Here is a 16,186-nt window from a genome sequence, read left to right as displayed (position 1 = left end):
TGTTGAGTAGGGTGGGAACAACGTTGTTGAGGTAGGTGGGAACAATGGTGTTGAGTATAGTGTCAATAACGTTGTTCCCATCCCCCTCAATAACGGATTACTCGATAACCGGACGATCATCTTCGCCACCACCCGGCTGACTGCCTACACTCAATAAAATAGGGTATTGGTAGGTACGAGGTTCTTTTACCAAAGAATAGCCTGCACCTGCCTGTGTCGTGATACTCAACAGATATTGTCCGTCAGGCAATGCCGGGATCTGGATAATGATCTGCGAAGTGGTATTCGATACGATCAGGTTCACTTTTACAGGTGTTTGGTCGGCTCCATCAGGTGTAAAGTAAACGCCTACCGACGGATCGTCGCCCTTCAAGAGCAGGCCTGCACCAGAGATAATACCCGGAGCATTGGGAGTCAATACCTGGCTGACAGATTTGGTAGTCGAGTCGGTGAAGCCGTTGATAACCGGGCCCGTTTTGGCCTTGCGGAAACCGGGCACCAACAATTTCAGCGCTTTCAGCAACGCCTTTCCGGGTGTAAAGGTGACACCGAATCTATGAACGTCGGAGTTAAAGATGGGGCTTTCTCCCTCGAGCGGCCCGCTGAAATTGAGTAGCCACTGGCCCACGCCGTCTACCACGCTCTTGCCCTCTGCAATGGCTTCGATCTTTATGTCGTCTGCCATACCGAGGATGTTCAAAATCGTTTCCGGGCGGTACTCGGTACGTGCCTTAACGATACGTTCTGCTATATCCGAATTGTGGATAGTACCGGTGATGGAAACTTTACCTGTAAAATCATTTGCTTTTTCTGTCAGTACGTTATCGTACAGGTCGACAGTGAGAATTGTTTTTTCTGCCATGATATTATAATTAAATGTTTCATCCACTCGTTAGAAGGGAATGATATTGTTGTTTATTTAGTAGAAACAGAGTAGCTAATTGCCTGATTTTATCCTTCAAATTGAAATGAAAGGCTGTAACAGAGACCATCAATGTCCTATTTTTCATATTACACTATTTTAGATTAGTTCATAAAGAACTATGTCTATCCTTTGTTTATTCAGGGTATTAAGCCGAAAAAAGTGTTGTTATATACATGTTTTTTCATGGAAAAAGACCATAAGGCAAGAGCCCAGAATCCCGCATTGGTATCACGGGAGAACACACAAAAGAACACAAAAGGGCTCTGTGAAGCAAAAATACACACAGAACCCCTGATAATTAATCATGTCAACAGTTGGAATCTGCTCATAATTACTATATTTGCAGAAGCAATAACATAGTTCTTTATGGACTCCGGTGCAAAAATGCTATCCAGTCAGCCTGCCGGCAAATCGATCGTTTCGGAGCTTTCCGTCCAGTCCACCACTTCAAAGCCGTCGGAAGAAGTTTCTTCTGAATACAGATCACCTAATGTGATAGTGAGGTTCAAGCGGTTTCCGGCGGTCAGGGCATTGGCCAGGGATTTCCGGAAATGTTTTACCTGTCCGTTTTTCAGTGTCAGCCGAATGGTCAGCGGAGGATTGTCGGAAGAGGGAAAGACCATGACGGTTGAATTGGCCGACATCGACAGGCTATCGGACGACATGGTCAGAGGAAAAGCAACGGTCTTTGTGAAGTCGCTGGCTTCGGCTGTATAGTAATTCAGCCGCGAAGCGATATTGCCGATCAGGATACGGGCGGAAGCGATGCTGCTGTCCATCTTGTCGCCGTCCTTATTCGTCAGCGTCACTTTCAGGCCTGCTACGGCATGTTGCAGGGTCGCTTTCATCTTGTCGGTGCCGACTTTGATCGGGCTGACGGCATGCAGGTAATCGTAGACCGGCATATAGGTCGTATCGCTGTAGTCTTCCTGATACATCGTCATATACAGATCCGACAGGTCGGCTCCCAGGCGCAAACCGGGTTCGCGGATGGCGGCGGCATCATACACGGAGTCGCTCTGGCTGTTCTTGGCCAATCCCCAGTAGAGGAAATTGTAATCGCCCAGGGGAAGCCTTACAGGGGCGGTTGCCTTATAGATAGACCCGTCTTTGATGGTGTAGGTGGCGTTGATAGGCCACAGGTCGCCTTTGAGCGAATAGTTGCCGTAATAGATGCTGGCGTCTTCCTGGCAGGGGTAAACCATCAGTACGCCGGTAAAGGCGGTTGTCACGTCGCCTGTCGTGACCGACATTTCCGCCAGTTCGGGAGTAATCAGGTCGTTCGTGTCCACGCACCGGCAGTCGTCGTCTTTCGAGCAGCTGCCGAGGATGGCGGCCAGCGCGAGTGTTGATAATACTAACTTATTCATAATCACCAAATGTTTGTTTAGATTTATGCTTATAGAAACAGCACAAAAACCGTTTGGTTTTCCGAATAGAGTTAATTAACGTACCGGAAGCGGTGCATTCCTAGCGGAAAAGGTGCGACCAGTCTTCGCGGGGCTGGGGGGCGTAGGTGCGGATACCCAGTGCTTCAGCGGTGCGGCAGTTGGGGATGGCATCGTCGATAAAGAGCGTTTCGGCGGGGTCGATGGCGGCATCCTGCAAAACGTATTCGAAGATATCGGCGTTGGGCTTCACCATGTTGAGCTCGTACGAGAGGTATATCTTGTTGAAGAAGTCGCCGGCCTGGTGCCCGTTGTGGGCGAAGCTGTTCTTTTCCGCCCAGAGCCAATGGATCTCGTTGGTGTTGCTGAGCAGCATGGTGTTGTATTTGGAACGTAGCTCCATCAGGAGATCGAGCTTGTAGGCCGGCACGTCGTCGAGCATGGCGATCCAGGCGGCATCGATCTGCCGGTCGGTCAGGTGCTGCCGGGTCAGATGGCGGATGCCGTCGCGGAACTCGGCGGAAGTGATGGTTCCCATCTCTATCTGCATAAAGAGGTCTTTGCTGTTCAATATCCGGTCGCGCACGTCGGGCACGCCGAAGTTCTCGAATGCTTCCACACAACGGTTACGGGTCAGGTTGATGATCACCCCACCGAAATCTATAATCAGGTTCTTAATTCCTTCCATACTCACAGGTAATATTTACCAGCGACGGCGCCGGCGGCGGTGACGCTGTTTTTGTTTATAATCGCGTATCCTGCGGTAGACTACCCAGACAAAGAGCAGGCCGAATACCGCAAAGATCAATAAGACAATGCCGGTGTTAAGGTTGTCGCCTTTCACACGGCTCCACATTTCAAGTACGAGCTCGGTTTCATCCCCGAAGTCGCGGATCATGGCGCATCGTTCCACGACCTTCCGGTCGGGGTATTGCACCCGGTCGATCCGGATGCTGTCGTTGCCGGGGCCGAAGAAGTAGCTCAGGTTGGAGTATTCTTCGATCGTCGTGTCGATTTTCGCTTCCAGTATCTCGGGGGTGGCAACGGCGCTTACATAGCCGTTGGCATCCATATTGCGCAGGGCGACGTCCGGACGGCAGAGATAGTCGAGGAAATAGCTCGCTGCTTTTACATTGCGGGCATACTTGGGGATTGCCCAGCCGTCGTACCAGATGTTGCTGCCTTCGAGGGGGACTTCATAGCCCAGCTCTACTCCTACCGCTTCGGCTTCTTCTATGGCCCAGACGGCGTCGCCGCTCCAGGTGAGGTTGAGCCATGCCTTGTTCTTGGTCATCATCTCCTTACCGAAGTCGGCTTCCCATCCGGCAATGTTGGGCTTCATGCGTTTCAGGTAGTCCTCAGCGATGGCGATGGCTTCGGGGGAGTTGTCGTTCATCAGCTGCTCGACCGTGACGGTGCCGTCGGCCAGTTCTTTGGCATGGGCGTAGATGATGGCTGTGCCGTAGGCGTCGCGGTAGCTGTCTTTCATCAGGATCTTGTTCCTGTACTTGGGATTCCAGAGGCAATCCCAGGTCATTACTTCGTCCTGTGTGACAAACTGCTTGTTGTAGAGCAGGCCGGCTGTTCCCCACATGTAAGGGACTACGTAGTCGGTCGTCTCCATGCCGGGCAGGCTCAGCTTGTTGAGCTGCTCGCGGATATAGGGGGATATGTTGTCGAGGTAGTCCGGTGTCTTGCCGAAATTGCGGTCGATGGGGAGCAGCAGCTTCTTCTTCAGCATACGCTCGATGATGTATTCGGAAGGGCATATCAGGTCGAAATCCTCGTGGCCGCGCTCGATCTTGGTGAGCATGATCTCGTTGATGTCGAATACCTGGTAGATGATACGGATGTCTTCGCCGGTCTGCTCCTTATACCAGACGGGGAACTCGTCGAGTATTCCTTCGTCGATATAGTCGGCCCAGTTGTATATCTTCAATATCTTGCTGCGTTCCTTGTCCGTGCGTGCACAGGAAGAGAGCATTCCCAGGCAGGCGGCCAGTACACATACTATTTTAATCAGTCTATTCATTCTTCTATACTATTACTTTGCAGCGGATTTTTCGGCACGCTTGTTAATCACGATCAGGAGCACCAGTACGGTGATGAAGATAATGGTCGACAGCGGGCGCAGTTCGGGTGTAAGACCTCCCTTGCGGGCATCCGCATAGATGAAGGTGGAAAGTGTTTCCAGTCCTTCGTTACCAATGGTAAAGATCGTAACGGCAAAGTCGTCAATCGAAAGGGTGAACGCCAGGATAAAGCCGCTGATCATTCCCGGACGTATCTCGGGCAGGATCACTTTGCGTAAAGCCTGGAACGGGGTCGCCCCCAGGTCGAGTGCCGCTTCATACACATTCTGGTTCATCTTCTTCAAACGGGGCATCACGCTCAATACCACATAGGGGGTACAGAAAGTGATATGCGCCAGCACAACCGTCGTAAAGCCCTGCGAAACCCCGAAGCTGACGAACAGCAGGAAGAGGGAAACCCCGGTTATGATATCCGCATTCATCATCGGTATGGCATTCGTGAAGTTCATCACCTGCCGCGGACGTGTCCGCAGGTTGAAGATACCGATGGCCGCGATGCTGCCTAATATCGTGGAGATGGATGCGGCCAGCATGGCGATGGCGAATGTATTCCACAAAGCCCCCACCAGCGAACGTTGCACACCTCCGGTAAACAACGAACTATATAGTTTTGTTGAGAATCCCGTCCAGTTACCCAGCACTTTGGCTTCGGTAAAAGAGAAGATCATAATGATCAGGATCGGGGAATACAGCAGGAAAAGAAGCAGCCAGAGATAAGTTTTAGCCAGTATCTTCGTCATCATATCACACCTCCTCCTTCGTTTGAGGCGCTGTCTTCCTCGTTGGTAAACAGGATGGTGACTCCGATCAGCAGTAGCATGATAAGAGACAGGGCAGCTCCATAGTTCCACATTCCGTTATTGATGCTTTCCTGCACGGTCGAACCGAACAGCTTGATATTGTTCATTGTCAGCAACTCGGCAATGGCAAAGGTCGATACGGTCGGCATAAACACCATCACGATACCGCTCATCACGCCGGGCATGGACAAGGGGAAGATTGTTTTTATAAAGACCTGCAACGGATTGGCTCCCAGATCCTGGGCGGCTTCGATCAGGCTGCGATCCATCTTCTGCAAGGTGTTGTAGATGGGATAGATCATGAAAGGAAGAAAGTTGTACACCATACCGAATATCAACGCCCCCTCTCCCAACGGCAGGTTCAGGAAGTCGAACAGGGCGACGGTTGCCAGCGTACGGATCAGGATATTCACCCACATCGGGAGGATAAACAGTACCACCATCGTACGGGAGGTATTGAAACGTGCCTGGCTCAGTATATAGGCGGCCGGATACCCCAGCAGCAGGCAGACCAGCGTGGTGATAATAGCGATCCCGATGGAATAAACGAAGGTGTTCAACGCTTCGGGATGCATCATGAACTTGCGGAAATTGGCGAAGGTAAATGCGCCTTCGGCATCTGTAAAAGCATACAGGACGATCAGGAGCAACGGCATGACTACGAATACTGCCAGAAATAATGCGTAAGGGATCGTCCAGTTCCTGCGACGCATAAAAAATGCTGAGATGTTATTTATCACTTCCCTTCCTTTTAGTTATGAATAATACGAATGTTCTCGGGGGCAATCCGGATGCCGACGCGGTCGCCGTCGTCCCAGACGTCTGTCGTATCGACAAAGATATCTTCGTCCCAGTCTGTAAACACGGTCAGATGATAATGGTTGCCTTTATAGAGGATAAATTTCACTTCTCCGGTCAGTTTGCCGTCTTCTTCGTTGTCTTCGAGGATGACGTGACGGAAATCGACTTCCACCTTGACAGGGGTGTCGGGATCGATACCGGATACTTCCGTGCATTCGAAAGTATTGCCCAGGAATTCAACGTGGGTCGGGTCGATCAGCTTGCCTTCAAACGTGTTGCATACGCGCTCTTTCTTCATGACGTGGATATCGAAGGGCTTCACCAGAAGGCCGACTTCCCGTCCTGCATCAAAGCTGTGGTAATCCTGTACCATAAACTCATAGCCTTCGGGGGTCTGCACCATCATTTCGTAGTGCACGCCTTTGAAGATAGAAGAAGTAATCGTACCGGTCAGCATGGCTGCTTCCGAGGGTTCGAATATGTAAATGTCTTCGGGACGGATCACCACATCCACCGGAGCTTGCTCGCCGAAGCCTTCGTCCACGCACTCGAAGTCGTGTCCGGCAAAGGAGACTTGTTTATCTTTAATCATCAGTCCGTTCAGGATATTGCTCTCACCGATAAAGTCGGCGACGAACGAATTGATGGGTTCATTATATATATCGATGGGGGTTCCGATCTGCTGGATGCGGCCTTCGCTCATCACAACGATGGTATCGCTCAGGGTCAGTGCTTCTTCCTGGTCGTGGGTCACGTAGACGAAGGTGATACCGAGGGATTTGTGCATTTCCTTCAGTTCCATCTGCATGTCCTTACGCATCTTCAGGTCGAGGGCTGCCAGTGGTTCGTCGAGCAACAGCACTTCGGGCTCGTTGACGATGGCGCGGGCGATGGCAACACGTTGCTGCTGGCCGCCGGAGAGGGAGTCTACATCGCGGTATTCGTAATCGGTCATGCCTACCATCTTCAGGGCTTGTTTCACCTTCTTCTCGATAACTGCGGCAGGCAGCTTTTTGAGCTTCAGGCCGAAAGCGATATTGTTGAATACATTCAGGTGAGGGAACAGCGCATATTTCTGAAACACGGTATTGACCGGGCGTTTATGCGGCGGCGTCTGTGTGATCTCTTTTCCTGCTATCGAGATCTCCCCTTCTGAAGCGGTCTGAAATCCGGCGATCAGACGCAGCAAGGTGGTCTTACCACAACCGGAAGGCCCCAATATCGTTACAAACTCGCCCTTGCGGACAAACAAATTCACATCATTCAGAACGGCCTTGTCCCCGAAGAATTTAGACACATGCTCCACGCTGATGATGCAGTCGGACTTTTGCATAGACTTATCCCTTATTCCTTACAAGTTAAACATATAATCGCTCCCATTTATAAAAAGCGGCACAAAGGTATACATTTTAAGGAAAATTCAAAGTGTTTGGAGCGTTAAGAGATGGATATAACAGGGAAGTCCTGCTATCATTGCAAAATAAAAGATTATATTTGCACGAGTATAAACAGAATAATCTAAACCAAGAATAAGAATATGGTACAGAATAAATTCCATAAGGAAACAGCTTATTTTGCTTCCGGCTGCTTCTGGGGGACGCAATATCATCTGGGAAAAGTTAAAGGAGTAGACAGCACGCATGTCGGTTATATGGGTGGAAACTTGAACAATCCTTCCTATCCGGAAGTGAAAACCGGGACGACCGGCCATGTAGAGACAGTCGAAGTGGTCTTCGATCCGACACAGGTCAGTTTCGAGCAGTTGCTCCGCCTCTATTTCGAGACGCATGATTTTACGCAGGTAGGCGGACAAGGGCCGGACATAGGAAGCCAGTACCGCTCCGTTATCTTCTATTGCAGTGAGGAGCAAAAAGAAATGGCGGAGAATTATATCGGGAAGTTATTCGGCATGGGTTACAAGGTTGCCACAGCACTGGAACCTGCCGAGAAATTCTGGATTGGAGAGGATTACCATCAACATTATTACGACAAGAAAGGGGAGACTCCTTATTGTCATATTTATAGAAAGATATTTACGGACTGATTGTATTCCTTCCGGGAGAAAATAAGAGTTCCTTCGGATGAAAACAAAATTACATCCGAAGGAAACCTGAAACACCTTTATCTGAAGTTTTTCTTTTCGTCGATAATATACTCAGGACGCGCCTTGATCTCATCGAACAGGATACCGACATATTGACCCAATACGCCTACCGTCAGCAATTGCACACCGCCAAAGAATATAACGGAAGTCATGATGGAAGTCCATCCGCTTTCTGCATTACTGAAGCCATATAGTTTGCCTAAGGTGAACCAGGCTGCCAGGACAATTCCGACTACAACGGCTATAAATCCGAGGCTGGTTGCCAGACGCAACGGCTTCTTGGAGAAATAGAGCATGGCGGTCGATGCAAACTTCCACATCTTGCTGAAAGGGTATTTGGTCTCGCCGGCAATGCGGGCTTCCCGTTCGTAGTAGAAAGGAACCTGTTTGTATCCCAGCCAGCTGATCAACCCGCGGATATATTTACCTCTTTCCTGGAAGCGGTCGAACTGATCCATGATCTTACGGTCGATCATACGGAAGTCGCCTGTATCCAGCGGGAAACTAACGTCACTCATATAATTGAGGAGACGGTAAAAGGCCTTTGAAGTTATCTTCTTGAAAAAGCTCTCGCCTTCACGCGACTTGCGGACACAATAGACAACGTTCGCATTTTCCTTTTCCTGCAACTCAAGCATGCCGGCTATCAACTCGGGTGGATCCTGCATATCGGCATCCAGAATCACGGCCAGATCGGCATCACAGTGATTGATCCCGGCGGTTACGGCAGGCTGATGGCCAAAGTTCCGGGAGAAGTGGATCACTTTTACCTGTGGATCGGCGGCGGCTATTTCATCCAGCAGTTCACGGGTCTTATCCCGGCTTCCATCGTTAATATATATAATCTCAGTAGCAATAGGGAGCGACTGTAAAGCCTCTCTCGTGCGGCGGTATGACTCGCCGATAACTAACTCTTCGTTGTAGCAAGGAACTATGACTGAGAGCTTCTTCATTTCCATTAAGCTTTAAAGGTATAAAACTTGTTTATTATAAAATTGATCATTGTATAGAAAACCATTCCTATCAAATGATTGTAATAATGATCGATCGTCAACTGGGAATTTAAGACAAGCACCAGCCCGTACTGCAGGATGTAACACACCGCAAACGCGACACCGAAACGGATCGCCCCTTTTGTCCATCCGGTAGAACTTCCCTTGAAAGTCCATTGTTTGTTCCAGATAAAACTATTTAGTAACCCCGCTACATATCCCGTCAAATTCGACAGACCTTCCCGACACCCGAAGAGTTTCATCATCACCCAGATAACGGCCATCGTTATCAGGGTGTTGCTCACTCCTACCACTCCATATTTAATGGCTTGTTTTATTGTTTCCATTCTTATTTATAATATCAGTAACTTCCTGTTGCGTCAGTTCTTTTACGTTCGTTATCGTAAATATATCCGAAAGGAAATCACCATACTGGTTACATTCATTGATAACCCTGTCGAGGGTTAACTTGATGTCTGCACGCACCGGTATTAAAAATACCAGTTCAACATATTGTTCACCGATTGTAAGACGTTCGATCTCACAGTCTTCTTTAGGTAAGAAATAAGCGAACTCGCGATCAATCACTTTACGCTGATAGTCGAGGAAAGGACTTCTATCCTTCGATAACATCAATACATAAAAACGCAATTTCTCGCCTTTTCCACCTAAACCGGTCGAAATATATATCTGTTTCTCGTCCGACAGTTCCGACTCCAGCGAAATGCGGCTTTCCATTAAAGCCATATAAGCCCAGTTACTCACATCTTCATCCGGATGCTGTACATAATCTTCCAGCATTCGGTATGCTTTTACCTGGCGGGAAGTTGCCAGCATGGATAATACATATCTCTTATGATCTGTAGTCGACCCGGGATCAGACAGACTTTCGCGGAAGGCTGTATAATCCATATCATCTAAATCCTGCTTTACCTTACCTTTGCGAACCTGTTCGGAGTATTTGAAATACTCCATCTGAAGTTCAACCGGCACCCGCTGTTCCAATATATGAAAATGTCCGTCCATCTTGCTAAAAGACTCCCGGAACTTCTTAAATACATCACCTTCTTCTTTCATAGACCTGTTTGTTTAGTTATATACTATACCCAATAAACAAGAAACTAAGACAAAAGTAAAGCTTTTTCCCGACATTTCTGGCATTATAGAATAAAAAGGGGATAAAGGGGCTCTAAAAACGCCCTTTATCCCCTTTTGAGGAAGTTATTATCCAAATAACTTAGATACGGATCTTATGTCCGCTCAAAGCGTAGTAGAAAATCATCAGGTATGCCGGGAAACAGATCCAGTATGCCTGCTGCATATTTCCGGATACGTCGGCTAACCAACCGAACAGTAAAGGGAATACAGCACCACCCACGATAGCCATTACCAGCAAGGAAGAACCTGTCTTGGTGAACTTACCCAGGTCTTTCATAGCCATCGGCCACAGAGCCGGCCACATCAGTGAGTTAGCCAAACCTAATACTGCGACGAACCAGATAGAGATGTTCATCGGAGTCAGGACGATCAACAAAGAGCTGATCAGACCGATAATCGCACAAACAAACATCGCCCGTTCCTGTGAAATATACTTGGGAATGAAGAATACACCAACCAGATAACCGATCACCATACCGATCACCGTATAAGAGGTATACACCTGCGGATCAGGCAGGTTTAAAGAGGTGGCGTAGTCTACGATACTGGCCATTGCCAACGTTTCGACACCCACGTAGAACAGTAGTGATACCAAACCAAGAAGCAAGTGCGGGAACTGCCAGATGCTTGTCTTATTCGCCGCATACGAGGAAGCAGCCGCCTCATCGTTTTCGTCCTCACCTTCGGCTTTTACTTCAGGCAGCGGAACGAAAGCAACTAAAATACCCAGCAACACAAAGATACCGGAGATGAAGTAGAACGGAAGCTTGATATCTTCCAGCTTTACATCCCCCAGGTTCAGGAAGATACCCAGGAAGATCGGAGCGATCGCCCAGGCCGCCTTGTTGGCAATACCCATCATACTCATACGGGTAGCCGCACTTTCCAGCGGGCCTAAGATCGTGATGTACGGATTCACAGCTGCCTGCAACATGGTATTACCGATACCACTAATGAAAGAAGCCAGCAAGAACATGGCAAAGCTTTGATTTTCCGCAGAAGGAATAAATAAATACAATCCTATCGCAAAGAACAGGAAGGATAAGATCATCGTCTTTTTATATCCGATCGCTTTGATCACCAGTCCGCTGGGATATCCGAATATAATAAAGGTCGAGAAGGTTGCAGCCAATACCAGATAAGATTCAGCAGTTGTCAGATCCAAGGCTGTACGCAGGAACGGAATAATCAATCCGTTAATACCGAGGGCAAATCCGATCATAAAGAACAGGATGCCGATTACCACCAGGGGAAATAGATACCCCTTTGAAGAAGAGTTTGTGTTTTGCATGCTATTTTAATTAACGTTCATAATATTTTAGAAGACAAATGTAAGGATATTTTCGTTATTACCATACAAAAGCCGCTTGAAAGCAATCAACTGCTTAAAAATTCACTCGGGCTCATTCCATAATGTTTGGTGAAGCAACGGGTGAAATATTTGGGGTCGTTGAAGCCGACTTCGTATGCTATTTCGGAGACAGAAACGGGTGCCTTTTCCGCCGACTCCATCAGCTCTTTCGCTTTCGTGAGACGGTAAGAGCGGATCACTTTCACGGCCGACTGCCCCACCAGCGATTGCAGTTTCTTATGAAGCAGGCTTTTGCTCATGTGCATCTTCTCGATCAACTCTGCTACGTCGAAAGTGGCATCCCGGTAGTTTTCCTCTATCACTTCCATTAACTTATCGAGGAACTTCCGATCCTGCGACTCTTCACGGATATCGAGCGTCTTTACATCCAGACTGCTTCCGAAAGCTTTGTGCAGGCGGTTCTTGCTTTCGAGCATGTTATTGATACGGGCTACCAGCAGCTCGGCATCAAACGGTTTGGCGATATAACCGTCTGCTCCTACCTTATACCCTTCAATACGGACATCCGTCGATGTTTTGGCCGTCAGCAACAGGACAGGGATATGGGAAGTCGTAAAGTTATTCTTCACCTTCTTACAAAACTCCAGGCCGTCCATCACAGGCATCATGATATCGGAAATGATAAAGTCGGGCAAAAACTTCAACGTCTTTTTCAGTGCCGACTCGCCGTTGGAAGCCTCGACGATCGTGAATTTGTCTTCCAGTATCGACTTGATAAAGGCCCGCATATCGGGATTGTCCTCGGCCATGAGCAACAGCGGTTTATCCTGATCCACAGGTTCATGTACTTCTTCATATTCTTCTTCGATCTCCGTGGAACGGTCGTAGACTTCCGGTGAAACGTAATATTCGCTGTTAATCTCCACATCCATATCTTCGGCTGTCAGCGGTAGTAACAGCCGGAAGGTCGTTCCCCCCAAAGGATTATCCTTCACCGAGATCGAGCCACCCAGCAATTCCACGATCTGCTTGCAAAGGTATAGGCCGATACCTGTGCCACTCTGCCCGTAAACAGGGTAAGTAGTTTGATTGTCCGCCTGATAAAAACGCTCGAAGATCAGTGCCTTTACATCATCGGGAATACCGATCCCGGTATCACCTACCGAGATATAAAGATATTTACATATCGTTTGCCGTTTATCGGCTGCTTTACTCGACAGTAAAGCAGCCGATAAACGGATGTATCCGTTGTCAGGAGTAAACTTGACGGCATTCGACAAGAGGTTAATCAACACCTTCCGGATCAGATCAGGATCGAAACTGAAACAAGGCTGCGTGATCCGGTACCCCTCATCGATCCGTATATTCCGCGACTGGGATAAGGCTTTAAACGGCAGGATGATCGACTCGATAAACTCCATAAAGTTACCCGGCACCTTGTTCACCTTCATGCTTCCGGCATCCGCCTTACGGAAATCCATCAACTGGTTGACAAGCGAAAGCAGGAATTTGGAATTCTTACGTACCAACGTCAGCTGATCGATCACTTTCGGGTTCTGGCTAAGTGTCAGCGCCTGCTCGATCGGCCCCAGAATAAGCGTCAGCGGCGTACGGAACTCGTGGGTGATATTGGTGAAGAAATTGATCTTATCCTGCGTAGCCTGTTGAAGCTGTCGGTCGGATTCTTCCAGTTCCTTCTTCTGGGTCAGGATCTCGTCTTTCTGCACTTCGATCTTACGCGTCCGTTCCTCCACTTTCTTTTCCAGCAGTTCTTTCTGCCGGCGCAGGTTGGTGATACGCATTTCATTATAATAATAGATCAGCAGAACGACGATCACCAGTACGGAAACCAGGAACCATTTCTCTTTATAGAAAGGTGGTGTCACCTGGATATTCAGCTCCGTAATATGGTCAGACCATTCTCCGTCGGGGTTCGTACATTTTACCCTGAAGGTATAATTTCCCGCCGGCAGGTTCGTATAACTGGCAAAACGACGGTTAGACTCCACTTCCACCCAGTCGGCATCAAAACCTTCCAACCGGTATGCATAGCGGATCTTTTCAGGAGACACATAATATAAAGTAGCAAACTCGATCGAAATAGACTTATCCTGTTCCCGCAGGTTCCATTTCCCGGAAAGGACGCGCGGATTTACCGGCTCGTTATACAGGCGGCCGCCGATGATTGTCACCTTCAGCTCGGTCGTATCCGATTTGCGAATCACCGGATCGAACATAACAGCCCCTTCCACATTACCGAACAATAACTTTCCGTCGGAAGTATGCTCGGAAGCAGCCCAATAGAACTGATTGCTGGGCAGGCCATCGGTCGTATAATAAGCCGTTGCCCGTTCCGTCTGCGGACAGAAGCTGGTAACGCCCCGGTTGGTGCTTAACCACAAATTGCCGGTATCGTCCTCCTCCATCGCATAAATGACATTGTCCGAAAGCCCCGATTCAGTCCCGTAGTTTTTAAACATATACTGGTTATCCTCCCGCCCGGTCAACCGGAAAAGTCCGTTGCCGTAAGTACCGAGCCAGATCGTCTTGTCGGCAGACTCAAAGATACAGTTGATCTTCTCCCGGCGTGACAATTTCCTTTCCGGAGACAACACCCGGCAGCGTTCGGAAATGATCCTACCCAGCCTGACATCCGAACGGTTCAGGTCGATGCAATGAAGTCCAAGTTCCGTACCTACCCACAGGCGGCGCGAGCTATCCAGGTAGATACCCGATACAGATGTGATCTGCCGGTTTTGTTCGTCCTGTTCCGAAGTATTCAGTACATGCTTCACCGATCCGGTGGCCTCGTCATAGAAGTCGAGCCCTTTCGAGCTTGCCACCCACATACCTTTCTGCACCCGATCGTAAGCCATCCAGGAAATAAAGTCGCTGGCGAACGTCCCTTCTTTGACAAAAGAGGTATTATGTTCAAACATCCCTTCCCTGTCCAGTTTCATCCGGTTGATGCCACCACCCCAAGTTGCTACCCAAAGATACCCGTCGCCCTCCGCGATAAAACAAACCGCATCATGCGATAAAGTAGACGGATTTCCCGGCTGGTGCACGAAATGGGTAAAGGTTTTCTTATCGGCATTCCGCTTGTTCAGTCCCCCTTCAACCGTTCCGATCCACAAGACACCCCGGCTATCTTCGTAAATGGCATTCACCGGATTGGCGGAAAGTGAAGCCGGTTGTTTGGTGTCATGGCGATACAGATCAAACATCACCTCCTTGCGGATCATCTTGTTCACCCCTCCTTTTTCCGTCCCGATCCAGAGTATTCCCGTCGGTTCGACATAAAGGGAATTGATAAAGTTACTGTTCAGATGATCCGAGCTGGACGGGGCACTGGCTATCTGCAGGAAGTTATCCGTCTGTTTGTTGTAGATGGAAAGGCCTTTATAGGTTGCCACAATCAGGTTACCCTCCTCATCGAGCACAATATCTTTTACATAGTTTTGTATCAATGAATGATTGTCTTTCGGGTCGTTGGTGTATAACCGGCTTTCACCAGAGCGGCGGTTATAACGCATCAGCCCTGTCCCTCCCCCGATCCAGAGCTCGTCGCCATCCGGACAAAAGGATAACACCTCGCCGAACGGTTGCATTACCGGAGTCAGGCTGAAGGTATTGCCGGACAGATTTTTGACCGTGCAGACCTGTCCGTCGGCATATCCCACCCAGACCGTCCCTTCCTCATCCATACAAAGGGCATTCACATTTGCATCTTCCCCCTCTTGTATCAGTTCAATTTCAGCCAGGTCGTTCCGTTCGTTCAGCGAAGCGATAGCGAGTCCTTTATTAAATCCGACCCAGATACGTCCCTGCCTGTCTTTCAGAAAAGCATTGATGACAGCCGAAAAGATCGGGTGTGAAGCCTGGCGGGAATGATCGAAATTGCGAACCTCCCCGGAAGTCAGGTCGATGATATTAACGCCTTCTTCCGTCCCTACCCAAAGATGCTGACGGTTGTCTTCCACCAGAGTACGTACGAAAAGGCTATTGAGTGCATTCTTTCCGGACTGCGCGTCGTAACGGATAAAATCGTAGCCATCGAAACGGTTCAAGCCGTTCCAGGTGGCAAACCACATATAGCCGCGGCTATCCTTGTAGATATAATCGACGGTATTCTGAGCCAATCCCTCATCGGCAGTTATATAAGTAAAATTGTATGATTCGGGGTTTAATCCGGCATGCCCTGTCAGGGACAGGATAGAGAAAAGAAACAAGAGTAAACAGGTGTTTTTCTGTATATTAAAGTGGTTCATCTCTGTCATAGTTATTTTAAATGACAAATATACACTATACAAAAGATATTACAAGGGACTTGGGATAGGAAAAAAGATAGTTTAAAAACATATCAGAAAGGGAAAAACAGTAATTACATTTTTTGAAGCAAAGTAAAATAAGGATCATGTTGAATGGAAATAGACTGAGTTCGTTTAGAACTATGTTATTCATGTTTGCAAAGGTAATAAAATATATGATATAGCATCCTTAAGGAGCAAATATTCATAATATGCGTGAAATTTAGACAATAAAAAACTACTATTTACCTCCTTTTTTAGCCTGCTCTGGTACCATAAGGGAATTCATATCTCTTTCATAAA

13 protein-coding genes are annotated in these 16,186 nt (G+C 48.3%); 1 reads left to right on the top strand and 12 read right to left on the bottom strand.

The genetic code is table 11. The annotated features are described in order from the left end of the window. Window positions 1-97 precede the first annotated feature (97 nt). From HMPREF1536_RS17285 to potA, 7 genes are all read right to left on the bottom strand, one after another. On the bottom strand, window positions 98-862 hold the full coding sequence (locus HMPREF1536_RS17285; RefSeq protein WP_028726806.1) for a DNA-binding domain-containing protein: 765 nt from the start codon (window positions 860-862) through the stop codon (window positions 98-100). A gap of 458 nt (window positions 863-1,320) precedes the next feature. Beyond that, window positions 1,321-2,295, bottom strand: a complete 975-nt coding sequence (locus tag HMPREF1536_RS17275) for a FimB/Mfa2 family fimbrial subunit (RefSeq protein WP_028726808.1) — start codon at window positions 2,293-2,295, stop codon at window positions 1,321-1,323. 100 nt (window positions 2,296-2,395) lie between these two features. Continuing rightward, window positions 2,396-3,001: an HAD family hydrolase gene (locus HMPREF1536_RS17270; protein WP_028726809.1), complete on the bottom strand. Its 606-nt coding sequence runs from the start codon at window positions 2,999-3,001 to the stop codon at window positions 2,396-2,398. A 15-nt stretch (window positions 3,002-3,016) separates the two neighbouring features. Further along, a complete protein-coding gene (locus tag HMPREF1536_RS17265; RefSeq protein ID WP_028726810.1) occupies window positions 3,017-4,345 on the bottom strand; it encodes an ABC transporter substrate-binding protein in 1,329 nt (442 codons plus the stop codon). 12 nt (window positions 4,346-4,357) lie between these two features. Next, window positions 4,358-5,149 (bottom strand): ABC transporter permease, encoded by a 792-nt coding sequence (locus HMPREF1536_RS17260; protein ID WP_028726811.1) that lies wholly within the window; start codon window positions 5,147-5,149, stop codon window positions 4,358-4,360. Continuing rightward, window positions 5,146-5,919, bottom strand: a complete 774-nt coding sequence (locus tag HMPREF1536_RS17255; RefSeq protein WP_044191610.1) for an ABC transporter permease — start codon at window positions 5,917-5,919, stop codon at window positions 5,146-5,148. Before HMPREF1536_RS17255 ends, HMPREF1536_RS17260 begins: the two co-directional genes overlap by 4 nt. 38 nt (window positions 5,920-5,957) lie before the next feature. Next, complete coding sequence (gene potA, locus HMPREF1536_RS17250; protein ID WP_028726813.1) at window positions 5,958-7,340, bottom strand: polyamine ABC transporter ATP-binding protein; 1,383 nt, start codon at window positions 7,338-7,340, stop codon at window positions 5,958-5,960. A 204-nt stretch (window positions 7,341-7,544) separates the two neighbouring features. Between potA and msrA the strand changes: the two genes are divergently transcribed. Further along, window positions 7,545-8,051, top strand: coding sequence for a peptide-methionine (S)-S-oxide reductase MsrA (gene msrA, locus HMPREF1536_RS17245; RefSeq protein ID WP_028726814.1), 507 nt, complete (start codon window positions 7,545-7,547; stop codon window positions 8,049-8,051). Between the two features lie 77 nt (window positions 8,052-8,128). Here msrA and HMPREF1536_RS17240 read toward each other — a convergent pair whose 3' ends face one another. The 5 genes from HMPREF1536_RS17240 to HMPREF1536_RS17220 form a co-directional block, all read right to left on the bottom strand. Then, entirely contained in the window at window positions 8,129-9,064 is a 936-nt protein-coding gene (locus HMPREF1536_RS17240; protein WP_028726815.1) for a glycosyltransferase family 2 protein, read from the bottom strand. 5 nt (window positions 9,065-9,069) lie between these two features. Then, complete coding sequence (locus HMPREF1536_RS17235; protein WP_028726816.1) at window positions 9,070-9,450, bottom strand: GtrA family protein; 381 nt, start codon at window positions 9,448-9,450, stop codon at window positions 9,070-9,072. Next, a complete protein-coding gene (locus HMPREF1536_RS17230) occupies window positions 9,425-10,180 on the bottom strand; it encodes a hypothetical protein (protein WP_028726817.1) in 756 nt (251 codons plus the stop codon). The genes HMPREF1536_RS17235 and HMPREF1536_RS17230 overlap by 26 nt, the downstream gene beginning before the upstream one ends. 160 nt (window positions 10,181-10,340) lie before the next feature. Further along, entirely contained in the window at window positions 10,341-11,552 is a 1,212-nt protein-coding gene (gene gluP, locus HMPREF1536_RS17225; protein ID WP_028726818.1) for a glucose/galactose MFS transporter, read from the bottom strand. A gap of 86 nt (window positions 11,553-11,638) precedes the next feature. Beyond that, the gene (locus HMPREF1536_RS17220) at window positions 11,639-15,844 is read right to left on the bottom strand and encodes a two-component regulator propeller domain-containing protein (RefSeq protein WP_167331493.1); all 4,206 of its coding nucleotides are present in this window, start codon (window positions 15,842-15,844) and stop codon (window positions 11,639-11,641) included. Between the last annotated feature and the right edge of the window lie 342 nt (window positions 15,845-16,186).

Source organism: Parabacteroides gordonii MS-1 = DSM 23371 (assembly GCF_000969825.1).
Taxonomy (GTDB): Bacteria; Bacteroidota; Bacteroidia; order Bacteroidales; family Tannerellaceae; genus Parabacteroides; species Parabacteroides gordonii.
This window is presented reverse-complemented; position numbering and strand designations above follow the sequence as displayed.